This is a genomic window from Shewanella sp. SM21, from assembly GCF_025654335.1.
GTDB lineage: Bacteria > Pseudomonadota > Gammaproteobacteria > Enterobacterales > Shewanellaceae > Shewanella > Shewanella oncorhynchi.
This window is the reverse complement of sequence record NZ_JAKKRL010000020.1, coordinates 1-24,879: the sequence shown is the minus strand read 5'-3', so window position 1 is coordinate 24,879 and position 24,879 is coordinate 1. Positions and strand designations below refer to the sequence as shown.

Below are 24,879 nucleotides of genomic sequence, written 5' to 3'. Positions count from 1 at the left end.
TAAGTCGCTAAAACGATACGACTTAAAGTCCTTTTTTGATCAAATATTGGTATGGCGTCTGAGCCGTTTCGCTGGCGATAAGCGTGTGATCCATAAACTCACAGAAGCTTGGAATATCGCGTGTCGTTGCAGGGTCATCGGCAATGATCAGCAGTGTCTCGCCTGCAGCCATTTGTCTTACCGTTTTACGCACCATCATTACAGGTTCAGGGCAACGTAAGCCAAGTGCATCGAGTCTATGCTGTGCGGTTGAGAAAGCGTCGTTCATATTACCTCTACTGAACGGTTAAGCAGAATTAGCTAATGTTACTCCAGCCCCCATGATAAACCAAGTTGGCGGTCGCAATTTGTGATGTGGTTTGATTGGTGTGCTTTTTGTCGTTAGCAAGGCTAGAGATAAAATGTTCCACGTGGAACAAACTTATGGCTTATGGTAATTAACATTACTCAACGGCTTTATCTGCAGCGCTTTGAGATTGAGAGATTGGATGGATAACAGCTGTACTATTCTCTGGTGCTAAATCATTTGCAGCTGCCATAGTTTGTTGCTGCAATTTGGACGCCCGTTTGTAGCTATACATTTTTTGATCGGCTTTATGAATTAAGCTATTGGCTTCTTCATATTCATAGGGGCCAGTATCTGTAATGCCAAAGCTTAAGGAAATATTGTTTAGACTGAGTTTTATTTTTTGATTAAACCGAGTTATGAAATTCTCTCGAGCTTGTTCCTCACGACAGTTAGGCATGATGATACAGAATTCATCTCCACCATATCGAAAGCAATGATCTTCAGCACGAGTGGTTTCTTTAATCGCTTTTGCGACGGCACAAAGTACTTCATCACCTGATCTATGGCCTTGAGTGTCATTAAATAATTTAAAATCATCTACATCTAAGTAGATGACACATACGGGCTCGGCGCGTCTTTGGGCTGCTCTGAGTATGCGAGTTGCGGTTTCTTGTAAGTGCCTTACGTTGAGTAAACCTGTTAAGGGATCGGTTTGCGAGAGTTCTTCTAACTGCTGTGTTCGCTCTTTGACTTTGCTTTCCATGCTTTGGGCATATTTTTCGGCTTTATCCTTAGCGTTCTCAATCTCGGAGACTAAGCTGCGAATATAAGTATCGAATACTAGTGTGACATCAAACAGCACGAGTTTATCAATTGCGGCTCGAATACGTTCGGCTTGACGTACATCTTGTACTGAACTGTTGATCACTGCATAGATCAACTCCTTGAGTGTGTGTACTGCAGACAGGTAAAGTTTGGGCTCAACACCTATACGTTTATGGACTAAACCAATCCGCAGGCGATTGTTTACGTACTCAAGATCATAAACACCATTAAATAAATCAAGCACATATCTTCTCTGTGCGGTACGTAGGCGGGCAAGGGTGTCTGAGTCTCCAATCAAGAGCGCAATTTCTGACACACTGGTTTGTAAGCCGTAAAAGTCATCGACAATTTTATCGATGTTTTCTTCAATGATGGGCTTAAAGGATTGCAGGGCCTTTACGTCTGCCCCTGTAAAAGAGAAGAGCGCCTTACGAGACTCGATCTCCAGCTCAGTGATCCGCATTTGTTCGAAAAGGGTCTGTTCCGTTTGTAGCATCTGGCATTCCTCTGGTAAAACAACGAATTGCATCCTTGCACTACACTGCCTAGATTTGGCTGATGATTGCTGCCACTTGTCGTCCACAATAGCCAGTAATGCCCTTGTAGTTAAGTCGATAACGGACTGATTTTCAAATGAACAGCAGAAGAAATGAGAAATATTAATATTTACGATGGCAGAATATTTGGCATAAAAAAGCCGGAACAAGTTCCGGCTTTGATAATTATTTGATTAACGAATTAAACGCGTTCGAACACGGTGGCGATACCTTGGCCTAAACCAATACACATGGTCGCTAAACCTAAGGTCGCGTCTTTGTCTTCCATCAAGTTGATCAGCGTCGTAGAGATACGCGCACCTGAACAACCCAGTGGGTGACCTAGTGCAATTGCGCCGCCGTTGAGGTTGATTTTGTCGTCAACCACATCCGCTAAACCTAAATCTTTCACACAAGGTAAAGACTGAGCTGCAAATGCTTCGTTCAGTTCAATCACATCTAAATCGGCAACTGTGATACCGGCACGAGCCAGCGCTTTTTGCGTGGCAGGCACAGGTCCGTAACCCATGATAGCCGCATCACAACCCGCAACCGCCATAGAGCGAATACGTGCACGAATCGGCAAGCCAAGTGCGCGCGCTTTAGATTCTTCCATGATCAACATGGCTGAAGCGCCATCAGACAGTGCAGAAGAAGTACCCGCAGTGACAGTACCGTTGACTGGATCAAATACCGGACGCAGTGCTGCTAGAGATTCCATTGTGGTTTCTGGGCGAATGACTTCGTCTTGCAGTACTTTAATTAAGGCACCGTTAGCATCGTGACCTTCAATGCCATAGATTTCCTTGGCAAAACGGCCTTCAATCGTCGCAGCATAAGCACGTTGATGAGAACGTACTGCAAAAGCATCTTGCTGTTCACGGGTAATACCGTGCAGTTTACCCAGCATTTCAGCCGTTAACCCCATCATGCCAGAGGCTTTTGCCACGTTATTAGCAAGACCTGGGTGGAAGTCGACACCATGGCTCATAGGTACATGGCCCATGTGTTCTACGCCACCAATAATAAAGGTGTCGCCCATGCCTGTCATAATCGCCCGCGCAGCTTGATGGATAGCATCCATTGACGAACCACATAGGCGGTTAACCGTCACAGCGCCAGCGGTCTTTGGAATGCCGGCTAATAGTGAAGCATTACGGGCAATGTTGAAGCCTTGCTCTAGGGTTTGTTGCACACAACCCCAAATCACGTCTTCAATTAGGTTTGGGTCGAGTTGCGGATTACGCAGCAACAGACCTTTCATTAATTCGGCAGACAGAGTTTCTGCACGCACATTACGAAATACGCCAGCCTTTGAGCGGCCCATCGGAGTACGGATGCAGTCTACGATAACAGCTTGTTTCATGATTAAATTCCTTTCCCGCTAATTAGGCTTGGTAGTAGCTACCGTTATTGGCTGCTAATGTACGCATCGCATCTGTGACTTGATACAGACCGCCCAAGTGAGCATATTTGTCTGCTAAGGCCACAAAGTTTGCGACACCCATGGTATCCAAATAACGGAACACGCCGCCTCTGAATGGCGGGAAACCTAAGCCATAAACTAGGCCCATATCCGCTTCGGCTGGTGATGCGACAATACCTTCTTCTAAACAGCGCACGGTTTCGATGATCATAGGGATCATTGTACGGGCAATAATGTCATCGGCTTCAAAGACTTTTAATTCGCCAAAGGCAGCTTTCAATAGGCCGTAGCTCGTTGGATCGACATCTTTCTTCGGTTTACCACGGCTATCGACTGAATAGACATAGAAACCTTTGCCATTTTTCTGGCCAAGACGTTTGTTCTCAAACATCACATCAATCGCATCAGTGCCTGATTTACCCATTCGATCAGGGAAACCTTCAGCCATAACGGCTTGGGCGTGATGACCTGTGTCTAAACCCACTACGTCGAGCAGGTAAGCAGGGCCCATTGGCCAACCGAATTGTTTTTCCATTACCTTGTCGATTGCAGCAAAGTCGCCACCTTCGGCAAGTAAGCCGTTAAAGCCTGCAAAGTAAGGGAAGAGTACGCGGTTAACGAAGAAGCCTGGGCAATCGTTTACCACGATTGGCGTTTTGCCCATTTTGCTGGCGTAAGCCACAACAGAGGCGATGGTTTCTTCAGAGCTGTGCTCGCCACGGATAACTTCGACCAACGGCATTTTGTGCACTGGGTTGAAGAAGTGCATACCGCAGAAACGCTCAGGTTTCTTCATGCTCTTAGCGAGCAAGTTAATTGAAATCGTTGAGGTGTTTGACGCGATAATCGCATCTTCACTCACATAACCTTCAACTTCGGCTAAAACCTGTGCTTTAATTTTTGGATGTTCAACAACGGCTTCAACGACGACATCGCTGTGTTTAATCGCGGCATAATCTAATGAAGGCGTGATGTTGTTCAGCACTTTGGCCATTTTTTCTGGCGTTGAACGGCCACGAGCAACTTGGGCAGACAGCAGTTTAGCGGCTTCATTGAGACCTAAATCTAATGCTGGCTGGGCAATGTCTTTCATGACAATCGGTGTGCCTTTGCTGGCACTTTGGTAGGCGATACCGCCGCCCATAATACCAGCACCTAATACGGCAGCGTTTTTCACTTCTTTGGCTAATTTACCCGCTTTTTTCGCTTTGCCTTTAACGAATTGATCATTAAGGAAGATACCGATAAGCGCTTTAGCAACGTCAGTTTTAGCCAGTTTGATAAAGGCTTGATGCTCGATTTGCAGTGCTTCGGTGCGGCCTTTAGTCGATGCTTGCTCAATCACGCTTACTGCGGCCATTGGTGCTGGGTAGTGTTTACCCGCAACCGCAAACACCATGCCTTTAGCTGTGGTGAATGACATCATAGCTTCGAGTTTTGGCAGCGTTAGGGCAGACAGCTTGCGGTCACGACGCGCTTGCCAATCCAACTTTTCTGCAACAGCATCTTTGAGCATTTGAATTGCAGCCGCTTCTAATGCTTCTGGTGCAACCACGGCATCTACAGCACCGACTTTCAGTGCATCTTCAGCGCGTTGGTCGTTACCTGTGGTGATCCATTCAAGTGCGTTATCTGCACCAATCACACGTGGCAGACGAACTGTGCCGCCAAAGCCTGGGATGATGCCGAGTTTAGTTTCAGGTAAACCGATTTTGGCTGTGGTATCTGCGATACGAAAATCCGTTGCCAGAATGGTTTCACAGCCGCCACCTAAGGCAAAGCCTTTGATTGCAGATGCTGTTGGGAAAGGTAAGTCTTCGAGTTTGTTGAAGACAGCGTTGGCTTGTTTAACCCAAGAGAGCAGTACGGCGTCATCTTGTGCGAATAGGCCTAAAAATTCGGTAATGTCGGCACCCACAATAAAGGTATCTTTACTTGAGGTCAGCACTAACGCTTTGATATTGGAATTTTGCTTGATGCTGTCTAATGCGGCATCGAGCGAAGCGAGGGTTTCTCTGTCGAATTTGTTCACCGAACCGGGTGCGTTAAAGCACAGCTTGGCAATATTATCCTCGAGTAACTCAACTTGAATTGTAGGACTTTGGTAGATCATTGCTTGCTTCCTTTTGGCTTAAAAGTGATACCCACCATTATGTGTTGGTGCTAGTACGACTCTCTATCTCACAGCAGCTTCGGCCATCATTTGACCAGTTGTATGCCAGTGTGCTTCGAAATTCGATAAATTACAACACCCAATTTAAACGACTGTTTAATTTCTTGTCGGCTAGAGTGATTTTTCACCTTTGTGATACACTGCACAGAGTGTAGAACGCCTAGAGTGCGTTAAATCACTTTGCGGATAAATAGGTCTTTGTGGCTGTTTTCCTTAGACGTTTAAACGCTGTAGCCATGCTAGGGTTGAATAGAATTATTAAAAATAATCATGATGTTATCGCTTTAATGTTCTTTATTCAGCAGCCATGTATTTTAGATTGAGTGACTGTTGAATCTGTTGTTCATGATCAGATTAAGATTATGTGGGCAAATTTGGCTCATAATATTAACTTTTATTCATTGCAGGAGATGACAAATGGATCAGTTGGCTCATCACTATCGTGCCCATATTGCCGAGTTAAACCGCCGAGTCGCAGAGATTTTGTCTCGAGAAGCCTTGTCTGGTTTAGTGATCCATTCGGGTCAGCCGCATCGGATGTTTTTGGATGATATCAATTATCCCTTTAAAGCAAACCCGCACTTCAAGGCATGGTTGCCAGTGTTGGATAATCCGAATTGCTGGTTAGTCGTCAATGGTCGCGATAAGCCGCAGCTGATTTTTTATCGTCCTGTGGATTTTTGGCACAAAGTATCCGATGTGCCGGATATGTTCTGGACCGAGCATTTTGATATTAAGCTGTTAACTAAGGCCGATAAGGTCGCTGAACTGTTGCCCAAAGACACTGTTAATTGGGCTTATTTGGGCGAGCATTTAGATGTAGCCGAAGTGCTGGGTTTTACCAGTCGCAATCCTGATGCTGTGATGAGCTATTTGCATTACCACAGAACCACTAAAACTGAATATGAGCTGGAATGTATGCGCCGCGCCAACCAAATTGCGGTGCAGGGACATTTGGCTGCTAAAAATGCGTTTTATAACGGTGCGAGTGAGTTCGAGATCCAACAGCATTATTTATCTGCCGTGGGCCAGAGCGAAAATGAAGTGCCCTACGGCAATATTATCGCTCTTAATCAAAATGCGGCGATTTTGCATTACACCGCGCTTGAGCATCAAAGCCCTGCGAAACGTTTGTCTTTTCTTATTGATGCGGGCGCGAGTTACTTTGGCTATGCGTCTGATATCACTAGAACCTATGCATTTGAGAAGAATCGTTTCGATGAGTTGATCGCTGCGATGAATAAGGCGCAGCTGGAGCTTATCGACATGATGCGCCCTGGCGTTCGTTATCCTGATTTACACTTAGCGACTCACGCTAAAGTCGCGCAAATGCTATTGGATTTTGATTTAGCCACGGGTGATGCCCAAGGTTTGGTTGATCAAGGCATTACCAGTGCTTTCTTCCCCCATGGTTTAGGCCACATGTTAGGTTTACAAGTACATGATGTGGGTGGCTTCTCCCACGATGAGCGCGGTACCCATATCGCGGCACCCGAGGCCCATCCATTCCTACGTTGCACCCGCATTTTAGCGCCAAACCAAGTGCTGACCATGGAACCTGGATTATACATCATAGATACTTTGCTCAATGAGCTTAAACAAGATAGTCGTGGCCAACAGATTAACTGGCAAACGATTGATGAGTTAAGGCCTTTTGGCGGTATTCGTATCGAAGATAACGTCATAGTGCATCAAGATAGAAACGAGAATATGACCCGTGAGCTCGGCTTAGCCGATTGATGTTTGAAAATAGATTAGGGCGAATTCGTGCTCGAAAGTTATAACGTTCCCTGTGATGAAATCGTCATTGAAGAAGAGATAAAGCATAGTCGCTTTATCTCTTTTCTCTTTCATTGCGATAGTGTCGATAAATTAAAGTTAGTACTTACTGACATCAAGCGTGACTATCCCGGCGCAAGCCACTATTGCTCAGCTTTTGTTGCTGGCGCACCGGATGATAGCGTCTTGATTGGTTCGAGTGATGACGGTGAGCCTGCTGGCAGTGCAGGTCGCCCTATGTTAGCTGTGTTGCAAGGGGCACATATTGGCGAAGTTGGCGCCGTTGTCGTGCGTTACTATGGCGGTACTAAGTTAGGCGTAGGTGGACTCGTTCGGGCTTATACGTCGGGCTTAAGGCAAGGCTTGATTCAATTACCGACGCGACTCAAACAGTTACGGTATCCCGCCAAGTTGCATTGTGATTATGCGCAGCTGCGCGATGTCGAGCATCTATTACAGCAAGTGGATGCCGTGATCATCGATAAGCAATTTGCCGCAGCGGTCGATATTGTGTTTGAGATAGGGCGAGAGCAACAGGTATGGCTTTGTGAGTCGCTGGCGACACTGAGTCAAGGAAGTTTGAGGCCCGAGTTTGATCTGTGATGCCTGCGTAAATTATGCCAAAATAGCCCAAATGCTGAAAATACCTTTACAGCCAATGGAATAATTGAACTCGCGTAATGCAATATAAAACCATAATTAGAATCATAGGCCTGCTGATTGGTTTATTTTCAATCACTATGCTGCCACCAGCACTGATCGCTGTTTGGTATAACGATGGCGGCGGCACGGCGTTTATGCAGGCATTTTTTGTTAGCCTATTTATTGGTTTTTGGCTCTGGTATCCGAACCGCCACTGCAAAGAAGAATTGCGTACGCGAGAGGGCTTCCTGATTGTCGTGCTGTTCTGGACTGTACTGGGTTCTATTGGTGCCTTGCCGTTTATCTTTTCGAGTCAGCCAGACTTAAGCTGGACAGACAGCTTCTTTGAATCTTTTTCTGCGTTAACCACCACCGGAGCCACTGTCATTGTCGGGCTCGATTTTTTACCTAAGGCCATTTTGTTTTACCGCCATATGCTGCAATGGCTTGGCGGCATGGGGATTATTGTGCTCGCTGTGGCTATTTTACCTGTGCTCGGAGTGGGAGGAATGCAGCTTTATCGCGCAGAAATTCCGGGGCCAGTGAAAGACAGTAAGATGACCCCGCGGATAGCCGAAACCGCTAAAGCACTGTGGTATATCTATTTACTGCTAACGATTTCCTGCGCGACGGCTTATTGGTGGGCGGGCATGAGTATTTTTGACGCCATTTGTCATTCATTTTCGACCATAGCCATCGGAGGTTTTTCGACCCACGATGCCAGTATGGGCTATTTCGATAGTCCTACTATTAATCTTATTTGTGTGTTCTTTTTAATTGTTTCTGCGGTTAACTTTAGCGTGCATTTTGCGGCATTCTCACGACGTGGGATTAACGTTAGAGTCTATTTTAAAGATGCTGAATTTAAGATGCTGGTGGCGATTCAACTTATTCTCACAGCGATTTGTTTCTTCACGCTTTATCGTTCTGGTATTTATGATTCGCCAGAAGAAACCTTAGATCATGCTTTATTTCAGGCTGTCTCAGTTGCCACTACGGCTGGATTTGGCACTGATAGCTTCCATCTGTGGCCATTATTTTTACCCATACTATTAATGTTTTCGAGTTTTATCGGTGGTTGTGGTGGCTCAACTGCGGGTGGGATTAAGGTCATTCGAGTAATTTTACTGCTGCTACAGGGTTCACGTGAATTGAAACGACTTGTTCACCCTAAGGCAATGTTTTCGATTAGGATTGGCTCTAAAGCCTTACCCGACCGTGTGGTTGATGCTGTTTGGGGATTCTTTTCTGCCTATGCGCTGGTGTTTGTGATTTGTATGCTTGCACTCATGGCGATGGGATTAGATGATATTACGGCTTTTAGTGCTACGGCGGCATGCTTAAACAACTTAGGCCCAGGTTTAGGTGAGGTAGCGAGCAATTATGCCAGTATTGGTGATGGAGCCAAGTGGGTATTGGTCGTGGCTATGCTGTTTGGTCGCCTCGAAGTATTTACCTTACTGATTTTGTTTACGCCAACTTTTTGGAAGAATTAATCATGCAGACGTTAATAATCTATTCGACGATAGATGGCCAAACATTGGCAATTTGCCAAAAAATGAAGTCGATTTCTGAACAGGCGGGAGAGCAGGTTTCGCTCGCCACATTAGAGCAGGCGGAAGCGTTGAGCTTAGTGGATTTTGATAAAGTGCTGATTGGTGCCAGTATTCGCTATGGTAAGCATAGACCAGAGCTTTATCAGTATGTGAATCGCCACCATGCTGTGCTAGATACTAAGATTAATGGTTTTTTTACCGTTAACGTAGTGGCGCGCAAACCCTTAAAAAATACGCCTGAAACCAATCCTTATATGCAAAAGTTTCTCAAGCTTTCACTGTGGCAACCCCAGCTGTTAGAAGTGTTTGCGGGCAAGATTGATTACCCTAAATACGGTTTCTTCGACCGGACCATGATACGTTTTATCATGTGGTTGACTAAAGGGCCAACGGATATCACTGGCACTTTTGAGTTTACCGATTGGGTAAAAGTCGATGCCTTCGGTCACCGTTTTAGCCAACATTAAAAACCATTAAGCCCTAATCACTTGCAAGAGGTTAGGGCTTAAATTTAGGCTAATTTTGCAGTGTTAGGCCGCGCAGTAGCGGCTATGCAGAATTGAAATCACTTGGGTGACTTGCTCGTTCTTGAGTTTATAGTAAACAATCTGCGAGCTCTTACGGGTATCCACGAGATCTTCTGCGCGTAATACGGCTAAATGCTGGGATAGGGCCGACTGGCTTAATGGCACTGTGGCGTTGAGCTCGGTTACGCTCAACTCTTTGTCTAGTAATAGACATAAAATCATTAGGCGATAAGGGTTCGCTATGGCCTTGAGCCATTTAGCCGCACTTTCCGCATTAGTTACCATTGCATCTACATCTATATCATTTTGCATAAGGTCACTCACTTTATCGCTTTTGATTAGATAATTCTAATTGAACACATGTGTTTACGCAATCATACTGCTCGGCAATGCAGATCTCAATTTTTGCATCTCAGAATATGAGATACGACTGATTTGTGATCCTATCAGAGGTTTATTTAACGTAACCTTGCCACAATGGTGGTATTACTCAGTGGATCGGAAATTGCCTATGACACGCGTCCTCGTACTTTATTTTACCCGTGGTGGCCATACGGCCAAGATTGCCAGTGCAATTGCCGAGCAATTAAGATTTCGTGACGCTAAGGTTGACCTCATCGATATCAACAGTGCTGCTGCGACTTGTATTAATTGGCCTGATTATGATGTCGTTGCCTTAGGTGCCTGCGTGCTTTATGGCACCTATGATAAGAGCGTATTTCAATTTATTGAGCAGCATGCACAGGCTCTGGGCGCATTGCCAAACAGTTTTTTCTGCGTCAATGTTGTGGCGAGAAATCCTGAAAAACGTATCCCTGCAAATAATAAATATCTGCAAAAGTTCATTGCGTTATCTCCATGGACGCCTGCTGATCTTAAAATTATTGCGGGCAAAGTGGATTATCCTTCATGGCCTTGGTATGACAGATTGGCGATTCAGTTGATTATGAAGATGACTAAAGGCCCAACTGATCCTAAGTCAGTTATCGATTATACCGACTGGGCAGATGTGAAAGTCTATGCTGATCATCTGTTGGAATTAGCTGACGTTACTGCAACTGCTTAATAAAAAAGGCGCTTAACAAGTTAAGCGCCTTTTTAGTATTCAATCTCTACTGAATTAGTACTTCCAGAAACTCGGGTGGAACAACACCGCCACGGTTAAGATTTCTAAACGACCGAGGAGCATGCCGAGTGACAACGCCCATTTAGCGACATCGGGTAGCGTTGAGAAGTTACCTACAGGGCCAATAATCGGGCCTAAACCAGGGCCAACGTTAGTGACTGCCGTAATCGCGCCCGTGAAACTGGTCATAGGATCGAGACCCGTGAGCACTAAAATCACTGACAAGCCTACAATCACCATCACAAACAGCAGTACGAAAGTGATCAGAGAGCGCACGATATCATCACTGATGATGCGGTTGTTGTAACGTTCCCTAAAGATACCGTTTGGATGACATTGCTGTTTCAATTGCTCGCGCATAATGGCCCCAGCAATTTGAAAACGGAAGATCTTAATCCCGCCCGAAGTGGAGCCAGAGCAACTACCGACAAACATTAAAAACAGGAAGGCGATATTGGCAAAGGCGCCCCAAGCACCGTAGTCCGTTAAGCCATAACCTGTAGTGGTGACTACCGATACCACGTTAAAGCTGGATAAACGCAGTGCATCTAGAAGCTCAATGTCGCGGGTTTGCCACAGCCAGAAGCCAATAGAACAAGATACAAAGGTGAGGAAAAATAAGAAGCCTTTGACCTGAGCATCGTTCCAAATCCGTAGATCCCTTTGCTGTATGGTTTGTACAAACATGAGAAGTGGCAAACCACCTGCTGCCATAAAGAAAATCCCAACCCAGTGTGCAGAGTTGGAGAACGCCGCCATTGAGCTATCTGAGGTCGAGTAGCCACCAGTCGAGAGGGTGGTCATTGCATGATTGATGGCCTGAAACCAAGTCATTCCCGCCAGATGATAGGCAACACAGCAGATACTCGTTAGTAAAATATATATAAAAAATAAATACTTAGCCATACTTTGGGTGCGAGGTACTGCTTTATCGCTCCAATCGGATGATTCAGTGCGGAATAGCCGCATCCCGCCGACGTTTAAGAAGGGTAGAATCGCCACCGCCATTACGATAAAACCAATCCCACCTAGCCATTGCAATAAAGAGCGCCAGATTAAGATACTGTGATCCATAGTATCCAACCCTGAGAGTACAGTAGAACCTGTGGTCGTGATGCCGGACATGGTTTCAAAGAAGGCGTCGGTATAACCAATACCGTGATAAAGGGTAAATGGCATGGCCGCGAATAGGCTTACGATCAACCACGTTAGGCTGGTTAGCAGGAACATATCGCGGATATTGAGGTTAATGCTTTTGCTTTGGCCATTGTGTAAACACAGGCTTGAGCTAATGCCTGTGACTAATGCCGACACCATAAAAGAGCCCACAGTTTCCTCACCTTTGTATGCGGCGAGGAGCAGTGGGATCAGCATGAAAGCTGTCAGCATGGACAAAAACAGCCCTAAAATAAACAATAGCGGTCTAAAGTTCAGCATAAGTTGGCTTACTAAGGTTCTTAGAAGAAGAAAGCACTTGGTTGGAAAAGCTTCTCGACTTCGCCGACAAACTTTTTATTCACTAAGAACAAGATCACGTGATCCCCTTGCTCTATCACGGTTTTGTCGTGGGCCATCAGCACTTCATCATTGCGGACAATGGCACCAATCGTTGTCCCCGGTGGCAACTTAATATCACCAATGGCTTTGCCAACGACTTTAGAAGTACTGGCATCTCCGTGGGCAATGGCTTCAATTGCCTCGGCCGCCCCACGACGTAGAGAGTAAACGTTACAGATATCACCCTGACGAATATGAGTTAATAGTGCCGAAATCGTCGCTTGTTGTGGTGAGATAGCAATATCGATGTTGGCTTCTTGCACTATATCCACATAGGCTTCGCGTTGAATAAGCACCATGACCTTTTTCGCGCCCATACGTTTTGCTAGCAGGGCGGACATAATATTGGCTTCGTCGTCATTGGTGACCGCAATAAATACGTCGGTTTGGTCTATGTGTTCTTCGAGCAGTAATTCTTGATCTGAGGCATCACCGCAGAACACTGTGGTATTTTCCAGCTGCTCCGATAAGGCTTCTGCACGTTCTAATTTATGCTCAATCAGTTTGACCGAGTGGGTGCGCTCAAGGCGTTTTGCTAAGCCTAGGCCTATGTTACCGCCACCGGCGATCATAATGTTGCGGTAGGAGTTATCGAGCTTTTGCATTTCGCTCATGACAGCGCGAATATGGCGACTGTCTGCAACGAAGAAGACTTCATCATCGGCTTCGATAATGGTCGTTCCGCGAGGCATAATAGCGCGGCCTTGGCGGAAGATCGCCGCGACCCGGGTATCAATATTGGGCATGTGTTCGCGAAGTGCCGCTAATGCATTCCCCACCAGAGGGCCGCCGTAATAGGCTCGAACAGCCACTAGGCTCAACCGGCCTTCAGCAAATTCAAGTACTTGCAATGCGCCTGGATATTCTACGAGTCGCTGGATGTAAGCGGTCACTAACTGTTCAGGGGCGATTAATTCATCGATCACGAAGCCGCCGCGGGGGCGACCGTCGCTATTTTTGGTTTCACTGTCGATAAAGAGTTTATCGCGCATCGCCAGATAAGGTTCTGAACGAATACGGGCAATTTTTGTTGGCGTGCCGAAAAGGGTGTAAGCAATCTGACAGGCGGCCATGTTGCATTCATCGCTATTGGTTACCGCGATCAGCATGTCGGCATCTTCTGCGCCCGCTTCTCTGAGCACATCAGGGTGGGCTGCATGGCCCGCCACAACGCGAAGGTCATATTTATCTTGCAGGGCGCGTAGTCTGGATTTGTCATGATCGACTATGGTGATGTCATTATTCTCACCTACCAAATTCTCGGCCAAGGTTCCCCCGACTTGACCCGCACCTAATATGATAATTTTCATGGCCTTGCTTATTTCCTAATCGGTCGCTTTTAATAAACGGGCGTAATAGAACCCATCCATATTGTCTTGTCCTGGCGTGATTTGCCAACCTATATCCTGTGGCGAATTTTGCTGGGAGAGTGTGTCTAGCTTAGCATCTGCCGTTCTCTCTAAAAACGCACTGATCTGGTCGCGGTTTTCCTGCGGTAAAATCGAGCAAGTAGCATAAAGAAGCGTGCCACCGGGTTTGAGCCACTTCCAGCAATGATCGAGAATTTGCTGTTGTAGTTCAGCCAGTTCTTCGATGTCATGGTTTTTGCGTAACCATTTAATATCGGGATGGCGGCGGATCACTCCCGTGGCCGAGCATGGCGCGTCCAGTAAGATACGATCAAATTGTCCGCCTTGCCACCATGAGTCTATGTTGGCCGCATCACCATGGATAAGCTCCGCTTTTAATGATAAGCGGTCAAGGTTCTGTTGCACACGTTCAAGGCGTTTAGCATCAAAATCAACAGCGACTAATTTGATACTCGGCTCAAGTTCGAGTAAGTGACAACTTTTGCCACCGGGTGCCGCGCAGGCATCGAGTATTAATTCATTCGCTTGCGGGGCAAGTAAGGTCGCCGCCCATTGTGCCGCGCCATCTTGCACTGATGCAGCACCTTCATGAAAGCGTGGCAGAGTGGCGACATCCTTTGGATGCGCTAGGAGAATGGCATCGGCACTGCTGCCTTCGCTCGCTTCAATGTCGATTTCGGCTAGGGCAGCAAGGTATTCGGCACGGCTCTGGGATAAGCGATTGTTACGCAGCCACATGGGCGGGCGTTCATGGCTTTGTTGAATGATGTCTTGCCACTGCTCGGGATAGGCTTCTTTTAAGCGCTTAATTAACCAAGCGGGTGTGTTATAGCTTAAGGTATCTGATTCTGTGCTTAGCGGCGATAGCTGGCGCTGAATATTGCGCAGTACACCATTAACCACTTTGACCATGCCTTCAAATTTTAATTGGCGACAGGCTTCGGCAGTTTCTGAAATTGCGGCGTGGCTTGGAATACGAGTGAAGTACAGTTGATAGCAACCTACGATCAGTAGCTGGTGGATAATCCTTTGTTTGCCTTTAAGTGGTTTCTCTAGGCATTGACTGATGCGTTTTTCTATTTGCGGCAGAGTGCGCATCACGCCGTAGCAGATCTCGGCAAGTAGGGCTTTATCTTTGCCGCTGGCAAGATGCTTTTGTTGATCTGGCAATGCCACTGACAGTGACACGCCTTTTTCTAATACTTCGAAGATGGCTTTCGCAGCAAGCGCGCGCAAGTTCATGATTATTGTGCCTCGTTTGCGAGGCGAGTATTCGGGCTAAACCATTCACTTCGAGCATTGAGAATATCGGCAACATTGAGTGGTTTTTTCCCCGGAAGCTGCATACTCCGCAGGGTTAACACACCATCAGCGGTGGCAACGTCTATGCCTTTTTTGCTGGCGCTGATAATAGTGCCTGGAGCAGCTGTGCTGGTGGTTTCGCTGACTTGGGTTTGCCACACTTTAATAGTGTTACCTTGGTGCTCAAAGTAACTCACAGGCCAAGGATTAAAGGCGCGGACTTCTTGCCATAACTGTTTAGCGGATTTATTCCAGTCGAGTCTGGCTTCTTCTTTGCTGAGTTTTTCTGCGTAGTTCGCTAAGGCTTCATCTTGTTTTTCAGCGGCTAAGGTGCCATTTTCCAAACCTTCAAGTGCTTGCAATAGGGCAACGGGACCTTGTTCTGCCAGTTTCTCATAAAGGCTGGCTGACGTGTCGTTATCTTCGATTGGCAGATAGGTTTTAAGCAGCATGTCACCAGTATCTAAACCCACATCCATCTGCATAACGGTTACGCCAGTTTCTTTGTCGCCGGCCCAAAGTGCGCGTTGGATCGGTGCGGCACCGCGCCAGCGTGGCAAAATAGAACCATGAACGTTAATACAACCTAAACGCGGTGTATCTAATACGACTTTTGGCAAGATCAGGCCGTAGGCGACGACCACCATGATATCGGCGTTGAGTGCGGCAAGTTCTTGTTGCGCGGGTTCTTTACGTAATGAGCCGGGTTGAAACACTGGAATACTATTGGCGATAGCGAGTTCTTTTACTGGGCTGGCGGTCAGTTTCTTGCCGCGGCCAGCGGGTCTATCGGGCTGAGTGTAAACGCCAATCACATTGTGGTGTGAGTTCAACAGTGCTTGTAAGTGGCGAGCGGCAAAATCCGGTGTTCCGGCAAAGATGATGTTGAGTGGTTTCAAATCTGATCCTATGCTTCTTTGGCGTCCAATCGGGCCGCTTTTTCAAGTTTTTGTTTGATCCGCTGACGTTTTAGCGGCGACAAATAATCGACAAACAATTTGCCTTTGAGGTGATCCATCTCGTGTTGAATACAAATGGCAAATAGCTCATCGGCCTCAACTATAAATTCGTTACCGTGCCTGTCTAAGGCTTTTACCGTGACAAATTCGGCGCGATCGACTTTGGCGTAAATCCCCGGAACCGACAGGCAACCTTCTTCATTGCAGAAGTCACCGCTACTGGCGATAATTTCAGGGTTGATAAACACTTTTGGTCGTTCGACTTCATCCTGTAAGTCCATGACAATAAGTTGTTTATGGTAATCAACTTGGGTCGCGGCCAGACCGATACCTTTTTCTTGGTACATGGTTTCGAACATATCATCAATTTGAGTCTGCAGCTCGGCATTAAACTCTGTGATGGGTGTGGCTTGTGTTCGTAATCTTTCGTCAGGGAATTGTAATACTTTTAATAGTGTCATACATAAACTCTTAACAAGTCTGTCAAATCTCTGCCAGTTAGTTATACTGACTGATGCTAATGAGTTAATTTTAATCTTTAGTGCCTACCAATAACAGTAAAAGCTCAAACTAAGAGTTAAACAACATGGAAATACCCATGAAACGGTTAATTTTACTCGCGTTAATGACATTCAATTGCACGCTTGTTGCCGCAGATACCCTGACGCTTAAGGCGGGGCATCCTGAGTCATATGTAGTGAAAAAGGGCGATACTCTTTGGGATATCTCCGCCGCGTTTCTGAATGACCCATGGAAATGGCCGAGTCTTTGGGATGTAAACCCACAGATTGCTAACCCCCACCTTATTTACCCTGGCGATCAACTCACTCTAGTATTTATTGATGGTCAGCCCCGCCTTGTGCGTAATGGTGCCACTGTCGATAGTGCTAAACCCCATGTAAGAAAGAGTCCCGAGGGACGTGTCATTGCTAAGAGTAATGCTATTCCAGCCGTTGATTTAGCCTTGATTGAACAATATTTAGTGCAGAATCGGGTCGTTGAGACTCACTGGCTTACTGAGCAACCTATGGTGCTGGCAGGTGAAAGTCCATCGCGTCACCATATTGTGGGGGATGTGATTTATATTGATGCTGAACTGCCAATAAACCAAAAATATGGTATTTACGAACGTGGTCGCGAGTTTTTCAATAAAGAGTCAGGCGAAGCGTTAGGACAAGAAGCCATTTTGTCGTCTACTGGGCAAGTGATTGAGTCTGGTAAGGTTTCAAAAATTAAGTTGCTAACGAGCTTTCGCGAAACCAAAGCGGGCTTCAGAGTATTGCCGATGGAAAGTGATTCCTTGATGTCAGCTTACTTTACTCCTAAACCTGCGGAATTAAAGATACCGGCTTTAGTGTTAGCGACAGAATCAAATTTGCGTGAAGCGGGTAAGTTGAATGTCGTGTACTTAGATAAAGGTACTCAGGATGGCGTCGAGCCTGGGGTGGTATTTTCTATTTACCGTGATGGTGAGGTTATTGTTATCAACAATGATGGTATGCCGGTTCCTGCAATTGAACGTACTGCCTATGATAACCTAATGGCGTCAGTCTCTTCGGATCGTGCAGTTAAGATGCCGGATGTTTATCATGGTAAGTTGTTAGTGTTTAAAGTGTTTGATAAGGCGAGCTTAGGTTTGATTGTCTCCACCGAGCGGCCTGTTCGTGTCGACGATAAGTTAATCGCCCCAGAATCTTTAGCCTTAAGAGGTCTATAATCTCTGAAAATTTGGTCGATTGGTTAGTTGTTTGTGCTGTATCTGGGCTAGGACCCGCTCGGATCCAACAATTATTAACGCACATGGAAGTGGACGACCTCAGACAAAGGTTAGAGCATGAGAGACAAGCGCTACCTCTATCTGATCATCTGCTCTATAGCCTTGTTATTGATTATCAAAAAGTGGATGTCGCCCTCGAATGGCAACAGCAAGCCGCCGATCATCATCTGCTTTGTTTCTCTGATCCGCTTTATCCCCCATTATTAAAACAACTCTCAGATCCGCCCGCCGTCCTGTTCGTTAAAGGTTGCTTAGAGGCGTTAGCCCTTCCTTATCTTGCGATTGTTGGCAGTCGTAATGCTTCTCCTGGCGGATTGCAGGTCGCTTATCAACTGGCTGCTGAGATGTCCTCAATGGGATTTGGTATCTGTAGTGGTATGGCGATGGGGATTGATGGGGCGGCCCATAAAGCCTGTGTTGACCATCAAGGGCGCACTATTGCCGTACTAGGAACGGGCATAGAGATCATTTATCCACGAAAACATCGACAGCTTTATCATGATATTCAGCAGCAAGGCTGTATACTTAGCGAGTTTTGGCCCGATACTGGTCCCTTTGCGGGTAATTTTCCGAAACGAAATCGCATTATTAGCGGTCTATCTTTAGGGACACTTGTGGTTGAAGCCTGTCGCAAAAGCGGCTCTTTAATCACTGCTAGGTTGGCGATGGAACAAGGGCGTGAGGTGTTTGCCGTTCCGGGCTCAATCTTAGGTGGTTACCATCAAGGCTGTCATGATTTATTACGTGATGGAGCAAAGCTTGTGGAAACCGCTGCCGATATAGTGGAAGAGTTGGCAAGTTTAACCGCTTTCCACCTTGAAGAATTGAAGTTATGCCACCATATACAGCAAGGCGAGATTTGTAATTTGCCATTTTCGTCTCTGTTAGCTAGTGTAGGTTATGAAACTACATCAATTGATGCAGTCGTTGAACATAGTGGAAAAACGATAGATCTGGTGTTAGAACAAATGCTTGAACTTGAGTTGCAAGGTTGGGTAATAGCAGTACCCGGTGGTTACGTCAGAGTAAAGAGGAGCTAGCCATGTTTGATATCCTCATGTATCTATTTGAAAACTATGTTCACAGTGAAGTTGAACTACTAGTTGATGAAGACGAGTTAACCAAGGAACTCACTCGTGCCGGATTTCATCAATCCGAGATTTTAAAAGCGTTAACTTGGTTAGAGCGCTTAGCTGAATTACAAGAAGGGGATAAACCTTATCTTTGTAATCACGATCAGCATTCGTTTCGTATCTATACGAAGGACGAAATGGACAAGCTGGATGTAGAATCCCGCGGTTTCTTGTTGTTTTTAGAGCAAGTTAAAGTGCTGAATGTCGAAACCCGTGAAATGGTGATCGATAGAGTTATGGAGTTGGATGAACCAACCCTGATTTTAGAAGATCTCAAATGGGTTATCTTAATGGTACTGTTTAATGCTCCTGGCCATGAGTCCGCTTATGAGCAAATGGAAGATTTAATCTTCGAACAGCCCGAAGGCCGACTGCATTCTTAATTGTTGTGAAAGATGAATTATGAGAGAAAGGAGGCTAAGACCTCCTTTTTTGATGCCATAAATTCCTTGATGGCACTGCGCTTGATATCCTAATGCGCTACGACAGGTGGTGAATGATTATGTCTAAGATTGATGAACAATTATTTAGTGCCCACGAACACGCACTGGAAAAAGAATACGAACTTTGTCCCGAATGTGGCAGCGAGTTATCGGTTAAACACAGTAAGCACGGCGGTTTTATTGGCTGTAATAATTACCCTAGCTGTAATTACACTCGACCCTTAGTGCAGCACGAATCTATTGAAACTCAAGTGATTGAAGGTTCTGTATGCCCTGAATGCGGTCACGAACTGGCAGTAAAGTCAGGGCGCTTTGGGATCTTTATTGGGTGTACTCAATATCCTAGCTGCACGCATATTGAAAAACAGGATCAAGCGAGTGATAAGCCTGAAATTCCTTGCCCTGAATGCAAAGCGGGTAAGCTTGAGCACAGAACGAGTCGCTTCGGAAAGAGTTTTTATGCCTGCAGTGCTTACCCTAAGTGTAAGTTTATTGTGAATTATCCTCCGGTTGCTGAAGCTTGCCCGAGTTGTGGTTTTGGGATCTTAGTCGAGCGTAAAGGTGCGGCTGGGATGCGTTTAGAATGCCCGCAAAAAAGCTGTAAATACAAAAGACCACTTTAGTTTATTGTGTGACCTGCATCTTAATATTTGGCCGATGAAAGTGGCTTGCGTATAATCCTCGGCTGACCGCTGATGGGGCGGTCAGTATTCGAATTTATCCAATAATTTGATTGTTGAAATCGACAATACTCAAAAGGTGATCCTAAGATGTTGCAGCTGCACCCATCTGACATAAAAGATATTGTGCTTAACGGTGGTGTTATCGCTTATCCAACCGAGGCGGTTTATGGCCTAGGTTGCGACCCAGATAATGACACCGCTATCCAAAAGTTATTGGCGGTAAAACAGCGCCCATGGCAAAAAGGACTGATCTTAGTCGCCAGTGATTTTCAGCAGCTTTTAGCTTATGTTGATGAATCGCAATTAACGGCTGAGCAGCTCGAGTTTGCATTTTCCAAGTGGCCGGGGCCTTTTACCTTTGTAATGCCAATCAAAGCGCAGGTTTCAAAATACCTCTGTGGTGAATTTGACTCTATTGCAGTGCGAGTATCAGCCCATACTGGGGTGCAAGCCCTGTGCCGCGCGCTCAATAAACCTTTAGTGTCGACTAGCGCTAACCTTGCGGGTGAAGATCCAGCATTAACTGCCGATGAAATTCTCGCAGATTTTACAGGTAAAATTGATGCACTCGTATTAGGTGAACTCGGCGAACAACGTCAGCCCTCGACCATTATCGATGCGCGAAGCGGCAAGATTTTACGAAATGGACAATGAGCAAACCAATAATAAGGATAACAAGATGAGTGTGCCTGATGTTGCAGTGGTAAAAGCGTTTTTAATCGATCTACAAAACCGAATTTGTGCTGGTTTACAGGCGCTGGATGGCCAAGCCACGTTCGCCGCCGATTCATGGACTCGCGCCGAAGGTGGTGGTGGTACTAGCCGAGTATTAACCCAAGGTGCTGTGTTCGAGCAAGCAGGGGTTAACTTTTCCCATGTGACTGGCGCAGCTATGCCTGCGTCGGCTACGGCGCATCGCCCTGAGTTAGCGGGTCGTAGTTTTGAAGCTATGGGCGTTTCTTTAGTTATTCATCCTAATAATCCTTATATCCCAACGACTCATGCCAATGTGCGTTTCTTTATTGCTCAAAAAGAGGGCGCCGATCCCGTGTGGTGGTTTGGCGGTGGCTTTGATTTAACGCCTTATTATCCTTTCGAGGAAGATGTGCGCGAGTGGCACCAGACTTCTAAGGATATTTGCGCGCCTTTCGGGGATGAGGTTTATCCCAAGTATAAGAAATGGTGCGATGAGTATTTCTTCCTACCGCATCGTAATGAAACCCGCGGCGTGGGTGGATTGTTTTTCGATGACTTGAATCAAGAAGGATTCGAGCAAAGCTTTAGCTTTATGCAAGCTGTAGGTAATGGCTTCTTAACGGCCTATGCGCCGATTGTCGAGCGTCGTAAAGAGACTAAATTTGGTGAGCGTGAGCGCGAGTTCCAACTCTATCGTCGTGGTCGTTATGTTGAGTTCAACTTAGTCTACGACAGAGGCACTTTGTTTGGCCTACAGACAGGTGGACGTACCGAGTCTATCTTAATGTCGATGCCGCCATTAGTGCGTTGGCAATATGCTTATACACCAGAGGCGGGAAGCCCAGAGGCAGATTTGTACGATAATTACCTCAAACCCCGCGACTGGGTTTAGCCAGTAATCTTATAAAGTGGATAGAGCATCCACTTTATTGATTACGCATATGATCGGCCAGAGTTGAAATCGCCTCAAAAATGGCGGCTCGATGCTCTGGCTTTTTAATGTTCTCTTCAATCGCAAACTTCATACAAAACAGCCATTGATCGCGCATCGCCTCATCAATATCGACATGCATGTGTCGTGCTCGCAATGCGGGATGACCATATTTTTGCTGGTAGAGCTGTGGTCCGCCGAGCCAGCCACTTAAAAATTCGAATAGCTTCTGCTCAGACTCCGCAATGGGCGCCCTATGAATGGCAAGCAGTGTTGTCGTTTCTGCCGAACTTGCCATCTTCTGATAAAAACATTTAGTGATAGCGCGGATCACCTTTTCGCCGCCGATTAAGTCATAGGCGTTAGATTGGCTCGGATCGCGATCATCCTGCGGTGGAGTGTGTTTGCTAAAAATCTTTTTAAGCCAGTTCATTGGAATAGTCGTTCACTAAAATAGAGAGTATTGAGCCGATGGCGCATTATAGCGTGAAACCCAACGTGAAATTTAGTTGAACATAATTCGTCTTGCCTAGGCTCAAAAGCGCGGTAGACTGCAAAGCCATTGAACCTAAAATTTAATATCGCTATGACAGACAGATACGCAGTGTTTGGCAATCCAATTAGCCACAGTAAATCGCCGTTCATTCATGGACAATTTGCCGCGCCCACCCAAGAGTTATTAATCTATGAAGCCATTCTTGCTCCGGTCGATGGTTTTGAAGCCTCACTGACGGCGTTTTTCAATGCGGGCGGCAAGGGCGCGAATGTGACAGTGCCTTTTAAGGAGCAAGCTTTTGCGCTGTGTGACAGTCTCAGCCCAGAGGCCAAGCTTGCTGGCGCGGTAAACACCTTAAGTTTATTGGCCGATGGCACTATTCGCGGTGATAACACCGATGGTTTAGGGCTGGTGGCTGATCTCATCGCTAACTTAGGCAGCCTGCAAGATAAGCGCGTGTTACTTATTGGTGCTGGTGGTGCGGCGCGCGGTTGTATTCTGCCGTTATTAAATGCGGGAATTGCGCAGCTGATCATCAGTAATCGCACTCACACTAAGGCACAGCTTCTGGTCGATATCTTTACTTCGGTGGATAACGGTGCTTTCGCAAATAGAGTCACCGCCGTAGAAATGAATGAGCTTGTGGGCGAGTTCGATGTCATCATCAATTCAACTTCGGCGAGTCTTGCGGGCGAGTTGCCAACTTTGCCTGCGCATATCATCACCACCCAAACTGTTTGTTATGACATGATGTATGGCGCCTCGGTCACCGCGTTTAACCAATGGGCGCTATCTCAAGGTGCAGCTAAGGTTATTGATGGGCTCGGCATGTTAGTCGGACAAGCGGCTAAGAGTTTTACCCTATGGCGAGGTATTGAGCCCGACACTCAAGTGGTATTAAATCTTTTGAGGGATAAACTAATGGCCGAGCCTAAGTAGGAAGCATGAATCAAAGTATTCTTTTTCCCGAACTGCAATATTGGGACGACGCCCACAAGCGAGTCTGCTTTATCGCGCAGTCACAGGGGATGAACATTAAGTGCTATATCAGTGTGAATAAGTTAGCCGAGCTGAATGATTTCTCTGAACAGCCGAGTGCCAATGAAGCCGCTGCTATGCTGGCATTGTTTGATGCGGTGAGATTTGATGCCGAAGAAATGGCGGAAGACTTAATTGAAGCTGAAGAGTTTGATGAGTTTGGGGCAGTACACTTAGGCTAAACTTATCGAACTTAGATAGTTTTCTGAATCAGCGAATAGCAAAAGGCGGTAGAGACTCAATGAGTCTCTACCGCCTTTATTATATAGCTATAGTGACACTAAGCGACTAACGACAAGTGACTAGATGTTTTGCAACTCAACTAAGTATTCGTTTTTCAGTCTAACATAGTTGTCGGCAGATTCTGGCAAAAAGGCAATTTCGGCAGGCGTTAATGGGCGAGCCTGCTTAACTGGGCTGCCTACATATAAATAGCCACTCTGTAATACCTTGCCCGGTGGCACTAAAGAACCCGCACCTAAGATCACATCATCTTCTAAAATCGCACCGTCGAGAATAATCGCACCCATGCCTACTAATACTCGGTTACCGACTTTGCAACCGTGAAGCATAGCCTTGTGACCAATAGTCACATCATCACCAATAATCAGTGGATGACCATCGGGACGAGCAGCTGACTTACGCGTTACATGCAATATGCTACCGTCTTGTACGTTCGAGCGTTTACCAATACGAATATGGTTAACATCACCACGCGCCGCCACCATAGGCCAAATACTGGCATCAGTATCTAACGCAATATCGCCAACAAGCACCGAAGCTTCATCTACATATACGTTATTGCCTAATTGAGGATGAATACCTTGGTAAGTTCTGAGTGGCCCTGACATAGAAAAGTCCCTAATTGAGTGGTTTTTAGCATTATAAAGGTTAAAAACTAGCGGGTCAGGTCAAATATCCAACGAACAGTGAGAAAATGACAATTATCTTAAAAATAGGGGTTGCGGACTTTCTCAATCTCCCTATAATGCGCATCCACTGACACGGCAGACAGCGAAAGCCAGCTGACGAATTAGGTTGAATTGAGGCGCTTTTAAGCACTTAATTCAAGCGCGTCAAGAAGTTGAAAAAACTCCTTGACGCGAAACGGGAAATGCGTAGAATACGCAGCCCTAGCCAACTGGAAGCGTTCGGCGCTCAGTGTGGTACTCAAGTTCTCTTATGAGGTTGAGTTGCTCTTTAACAAGATAAAACAAGAAATCTGTGTGGACACTCACAGGTGTTGAGTTAATCGAAACTGCTTAGCCTTCGGGTTGGCAGTCAAAAATTTAAATCAATGTAACAATGAGTGTTCATAGTAATATGTACAGTTTGTTTCAGCCCTTCTTTTATAGGGAGTGCGAGAAACAAAAAATCAGAATTCATTGAGCCGCTGAAGTCGTAAGACGGAAGCAACAAAACTTTAATTGAAGAGTTTGATCATGGCTCAGATTGAACGCTGGCGGCAGGCCTAACACATGCAAGTCGAGCGGCAGCACAAGGGAGTTTACTCCTGAGGTGGCGAGCGGCGGACGGGTGAGTAATGCCTAGGGATCTGCCCAGTCGAGGGGGATAACAGTTGGAAACGACTGCTAATACCGCATACGCCCTACGG

25 protein-coding genes and 1 rRNA gene are annotated in these 24,879 nt (G+C 46.1%); 14 read left to right on the top strand and 12 right to left on the bottom strand.

The annotated features are described in order from the left end of the window. Window positions 1-22 precede the first annotated feature (22 nt). The 4 genes from tusA to fadB form a co-directional block, all read right to left on the bottom strand. On the bottom strand, window positions 23-268 hold the full coding sequence (tusA, locus tag L5L94_RS20250) for a sulfurtransferase TusA (protein ID WP_105250817.1): 246 nt from the start codon (window positions 266-268) through the stop codon (window positions 23-25). A 175-nt stretch (window positions 269-443) separates the two neighbouring features. Beyond that, window positions 444-1,610 carry a diguanylate cyclase domain-containing protein gene (locus tag L5L94_RS20245; RefSeq protein WP_131524506.1) on the bottom strand — a complete coding sequence of 389 codons (1,167 nt, stop codon included), beginning with the start codon at window positions 1,608-1,610 and terminating at the stop codon, window positions 444-446. Window positions 1,611-1,852: 242 nt separating this feature from the next. Next, window positions 1,853-3,016, bottom strand: coding sequence for an acetyl-CoA C-acyltransferase FadA (gene fadA / locus L5L94_RS20240; RefSeq protein WP_014609502.1), 1,164 nt, complete (start codon window positions 3,014-3,016; stop codon window positions 1,853-1,855). 22 nt (window positions 3,017-3,038) lie between these two features. Further along, a complete protein-coding gene (gene fadB, locus L5L94_RS20235; RefSeq protein WP_263164806.1) occupies window positions 3,039-5,189 on the bottom strand; it encodes a fatty acid oxidation complex subunit alpha FadB in 2,151 nt (716 codons plus the stop codon). Between the two features lie 477 nt (window positions 5,190-5,666). Between fadB and pepQ the strand changes: the two genes are divergently transcribed. From pepQ to hemG (L5L94_RS20215), 4 genes are all read left to right on the top strand, one after another. Continuing rightward, window positions 5,667-6,989, top strand: coding sequence for a Xaa-Pro dipeptidase (gene pepQ / locus L5L94_RS20230; RefSeq protein WP_131524504.1), 1,323 nt, complete (start codon window positions 5,667-5,669; stop codon window positions 6,987-6,989). 27 nt (window positions 6,990-7,016) lie between these two features. Next, complete coding sequence (locus L5L94_RS20225) at window positions 7,017-7,631, top strand: YigZ family protein (RefSeq protein WP_263164804.1); 615 nt, start codon at window positions 7,017-7,019, stop codon at window positions 7,629-7,631. A 77-nt stretch (window positions 7,632-7,708) separates the two neighbouring features. Then, window positions 7,709-9,166, top strand: a complete 1,458-nt coding sequence (locus tag L5L94_RS20220; protein WP_105250821.1) for a TrkH family potassium uptake protein — start codon at window positions 7,709-7,711, stop codon at window positions 9,164-9,166. Between the two features lie 2 nt (window positions 9,167-9,168). Then, window positions 9,169-9,693 (top strand): menaquinone-dependent protoporphyrinogen IX dehydrogenase, encoded by a 525-nt coding sequence (gene hemG, locus L5L94_RS20215; protein ID WP_263164802.1) that lies wholly within the window; start codon window positions 9,169-9,171, stop codon window positions 9,691-9,693. A gap of 63 nt (window positions 9,694-9,756) precedes the next feature. Here hemG (L5L94_RS20215) and L5L94_RS20210 read toward each other — a convergent pair whose 3' ends face one another. Next, window positions 9,757-10,065: an ArsR/SmtB family transcription factor gene (locus tag L5L94_RS20210; protein WP_105250823.1), complete on the bottom strand. Its 309-nt coding sequence runs from the start codon at window positions 10,063-10,065 to the stop codon at window positions 9,757-9,759. A gap of 199 nt (window positions 10,066-10,264) precedes the next feature. On the opposite strand from L5L94_RS20210, the gene hemG (L5L94_RS20205) reads away from it, so the two are divergent. Then, on the top strand, window positions 10,265-10,819 hold the full coding sequence (gene hemG / locus L5L94_RS20205; RefSeq protein ID WP_105250824.1) for a menaquinone-dependent protoporphyrinogen IX dehydrogenase: 555 nt from the start codon (window positions 10,265-10,267) through the stop codon (window positions 10,817-10,819). A gap of 54 nt (window positions 10,820-10,873) precedes the next feature. Here hemG (L5L94_RS20205) and L5L94_RS20200 read toward each other — a convergent pair whose 3' ends face one another. From L5L94_RS20200 to def, 5 genes are read right to left on the bottom strand one after another with little or no spacing between them, the layout of a single operon-like run. Next, on the bottom strand, window positions 10,874-12,316 hold the full coding sequence (locus tag L5L94_RS20200) for a TrkH family potassium uptake protein (RefSeq protein WP_113941395.1): 1,443 nt from the start codon (window positions 12,314-12,316) through the stop codon (window positions 10,874-10,876). A 20-nt stretch (window positions 12,317-12,336) separates the two neighbouring features. Next, complete coding sequence (gene trkA / locus L5L94_RS20195; protein ID WP_263164800.1) at window positions 12,337-13,746, bottom strand: Trk system potassium transporter TrkA; 1,410 nt, start codon at window positions 13,744-13,746, stop codon at window positions 12,337-12,339. Between the two features lie 15 nt (window positions 13,747-13,761). Continuing rightward, entirely contained in the window at window positions 13,762-15,048 is a 1,287-nt protein-coding gene (rsmB, locus tag L5L94_RS20190; RefSeq protein ID WP_263164798.1) for a 16S rRNA (cytosine(967)-C(5))-methyltransferase RsmB, read from the bottom strand. Between the two features lie 2 nt (window positions 15,049-15,050). Beyond that, window positions 15,051-16,007, bottom strand: a complete 957-nt coding sequence (gene fmt, locus L5L94_RS20185; protein WP_263164796.1) for a methionyl-tRNA formyltransferase — start codon at window positions 16,005-16,007, stop codon at window positions 15,051-15,053. An 8-nt stretch (window positions 16,008-16,015) separates the two neighbouring features. After that, window positions 16,016-16,528 (bottom strand): peptide deformylase, encoded by a 513-nt coding sequence (gene def, locus L5L94_RS20180; RefSeq protein WP_206766142.1) that lies wholly within the window; start codon window positions 16,526-16,528, stop codon window positions 16,016-16,018. Window positions 16,529-16,653: 125 nt separating this feature from the next. On the opposite strand from def, the gene L5L94_RS20175 reads away from it, so the two are divergent. The 6 genes from L5L94_RS20175 (at window position 16,654) to hemF (ending at window position 21,691) form a co-directional block, all read left to right on the top strand. Continuing rightward, window positions 16,654-17,784 carry a LysM peptidoglycan-binding domain-containing protein gene (locus tag L5L94_RS20175; protein ID WP_263164794.1) on the top strand — a complete coding sequence of 377 codons (1,131 nt, stop codon included), beginning with the start codon at window positions 16,654-16,656 and terminating at the stop codon, window positions 17,782-17,784. 83 nt (window positions 17,785-17,867) lie between these two features. After that, window positions 17,868-18,884, top strand: a complete 1,017-nt coding sequence (dprA, locus tag L5L94_RS20170) for a DNA-processing protein DprA (RefSeq protein WP_263164793.1) — start codon at window positions 17,868-17,870, stop codon at window positions 18,882-18,884. Window positions 18,885-18,886: 2 nt separating this feature from the next. Continuing rightward, window positions 18,887-19,360, top strand: a complete 474-nt coding sequence (locus L5L94_RS20165) for a DUF494 family protein (protein WP_006083793.1) — start codon at window positions 18,887-18,889, stop codon at window positions 19,358-19,360. Window positions 19,361-19,479: 119 nt separating this feature from the next. Beyond that, window positions 19,480-20,043, top strand: a complete 564-nt coding sequence (locus L5L94_RS20160) for a type I DNA topoisomerase (RefSeq protein WP_173248520.1) — start codon at window positions 19,480-19,482, stop codon at window positions 20,041-20,043. Between the two features lie 147 nt (window positions 20,044-20,190). Then, complete coding sequence (locus L5L94_RS20155; RefSeq protein WP_105250832.1) at window positions 20,191-20,757, top strand: L-threonylcarbamoyladenylate synthase; 567 nt, start codon at window positions 20,191-20,193, stop codon at window positions 20,755-20,757. Window positions 20,758-20,782: 25 nt separating this feature from the next. Next, window positions 20,783-21,691, top strand: coding sequence for an oxygen-dependent coproporphyrinogen oxidase (gene hemF / locus L5L94_RS20150; protein ID WP_219252087.1), 909 nt, complete (start codon window positions 20,783-20,785; stop codon window positions 21,689-21,691). A 34-nt stretch (window positions 21,692-21,725) separates the two neighbouring features. On the opposite strand, the gene L5L94_RS20145 is transcribed toward hemF, so the two are convergent. Beyond that, window positions 21,726-22,163, bottom strand: coding sequence for a group II truncated hemoglobin (locus L5L94_RS20145; RefSeq protein WP_006083789.1), 438 nt, complete (start codon window positions 22,161-22,163; stop codon window positions 21,726-21,728). Window positions 22,164-22,316: 153 nt separating this feature from the next. Here L5L94_RS20145 and aroE point away from each other — a divergent pair, with 153 nt between their 5' ends. Further along, window positions 22,317-23,165 carry a shikimate dehydrogenase gene (gene aroE, locus L5L94_RS20140; RefSeq protein WP_263164835.1) on the top strand — a complete coding sequence of 283 codons (849 nt, stop codon included), beginning with the start codon at window positions 22,317-22,319 and terminating at the stop codon, window positions 23,163-23,165. A 5-nt stretch (window positions 23,166-23,170) separates the two neighbouring features. Next, window positions 23,171-23,446, top strand: coding sequence for a DUF1488 domain-containing protein (locus L5L94_RS20135; RefSeq protein ID WP_113941387.1), 276 nt, complete (start codon window positions 23,171-23,173; stop codon window positions 23,444-23,446). 120 nt (window positions 23,447-23,566) lie between these two features. Here L5L94_RS20135 and L5L94_RS20130 read toward each other — a convergent pair whose 3' ends face one another. Next, window positions 23,567-24,115 carry a gamma carbonic anhydrase family protein gene (locus L5L94_RS20130; RefSeq protein WP_168827558.1) on the bottom strand — a complete coding sequence of 183 codons (549 nt, stop codon included), beginning with the start codon at window positions 24,113-24,115 and terminating at the stop codon, window positions 23,567-23,569. Window positions 24,116-24,688: 573 nt separating this feature from the next. Here L5L94_RS20130 and L5L94_RS20125 point away from each other — a divergent pair. Then, a 16S ribosomal RNA gene (locus L5L94_RS20125) occupies window positions 24,689-24,879 on the top strand; the annotation flags it as partial.

Coding starts and splice junctions, on each gene's coding strand:
- tusA (WP_105250817.1), bottom strand. CDS start 268: ATGAACGACGCTTTCTCAACCGCACAGCATAGACTCGATGCACTTGGC.
- L5L94_RS20245 (WP_131524506.1), bottom strand. CDS start 1,610: ATGCTACAAACGGAACAGACCCTTTTCGAACAAATGCGGATCACTGAG.
- fadA (WP_014609502.1), bottom strand. CDS start 3,016: ATGAAACAAGCTGTTATCGTAGACTGCATCCGTACTCCGATGGGCCGC.
- fadB (WP_263164806.1), bottom strand. CDS start 5,189: ATGATCTACCAAAGTCCTACAATTCAAGTTGAGTTACTCGAGGATAAT.
- pepQ (WP_131524504.1), top strand. CDS start 5,667: ATGGATCAGTTGGCTCATCACTATCGTGCCCATATTGCCGAGTTAAAC.
- L5L94_RS20220 (WP_105250821.1), top strand. CDS start 7,709: ATGCAATATAAAACCATAATTAGAATCATAGGCCTGCTGATTGGTTTA.
- hemG (WP_263164802.1), top strand. CDS start 9,169: ATGCAGACGTTAATAATCTATTCGACGATAGATGGCCAAACATTGGCA.
- L5L94_RS20210 (WP_105250823.1), bottom strand. CDS start 10,065: ATGCAAAATGATATAGATGTAGATGCAATGGTAACTAATGCGGAAAGT.
- hemG (WP_105250824.1), top strand. CDS start 10,265: ATGACACGCGTCCTCGTACTTTATTTTACCCGTGGTGGCCATACGGCC.
- L5L94_RS20200 (WP_113941395.1), bottom strand. CDS start 12,316: ATGCTGAACTTTAGACCGCTATTGTTTATTTTAGGGCTGTTTTTGTCC.
- trkA (WP_263164800.1), bottom strand. CDS start 13,746: ATGAAAATTATCATATTAGGTGCGGGTCAAGTCGGGGGAACCTTGGCC.
- rsmB (WP_263164798.1), bottom strand. CDS start 15,048: ATGAACTTGCGCGCGCTTGCTGCGAAAGCCATCTTCGAAGTATTAGAA.
- def (WP_206766142.1), bottom strand. CDS start 16,528: ATGACACTATTAAAAGTATTACAATTCCCTGACGAAAGATTACGAACA.
- L5L94_RS20175 (WP_263164794.1), top strand. CDS start 16,654: ATGGAAATACCCATGAAACGGTTAATTTTACTCGCGTTAATGACATTC.
- dprA (WP_263164793.1), top strand. CDS start 17,868: ATGGAAGTGGACGACCTCAGACAAAGGTTAGAGCATGAGAGACAAGCG.
- L5L94_RS20165 (WP_006083793.1), top strand. CDS start 18,887: ATGTTTGATATCCTCATGTATCTATTTGAAAACTATGTTCACAGTGAA.
- L5L94_RS20160 (WP_173248520.1), top strand. CDS start 19,480: ATGTCTAAGATTGATGAACAATTATTTAGTGCCCACGAACACGCACTG.
- L5L94_RS20155 (WP_105250832.1), top strand. CDS start 20,191: ATGTTGCAGCTGCACCCATCTGACATAAAAGATATTGTGCTTAACGGT.
- hemF (WP_219252087.1), top strand. CDS start 20,783: ATGAGTGTGCCTGATGTTGCAGTGGTAAAAGCGTTTTTAATCGATCTA.
- L5L94_RS20145 (WP_006083789.1), bottom strand. CDS start 22,163: ATGAACTGGCTTAAAAAGATTTTTAGCAAACACACTCCACCGCAGGAT.
- aroE (WP_263164835.1), top strand. CDS start 22,317: ATGACAGACAGATACGCAGTGTTTGGCAATCCAATTAGCCACAGTAAA.
- L5L94_RS20135 (WP_113941387.1), top strand. CDS start 23,171: ATGAATCAAAGTATTCTTTTTCCCGAACTGCAATATTGGGACGACGCC.
- L5L94_RS20130 (WP_168827558.1), bottom strand. CDS start 24,115: ATGTCAGGGCCACTCAGAACTTACCAAGGTATTCATCCTCAATTAGGC.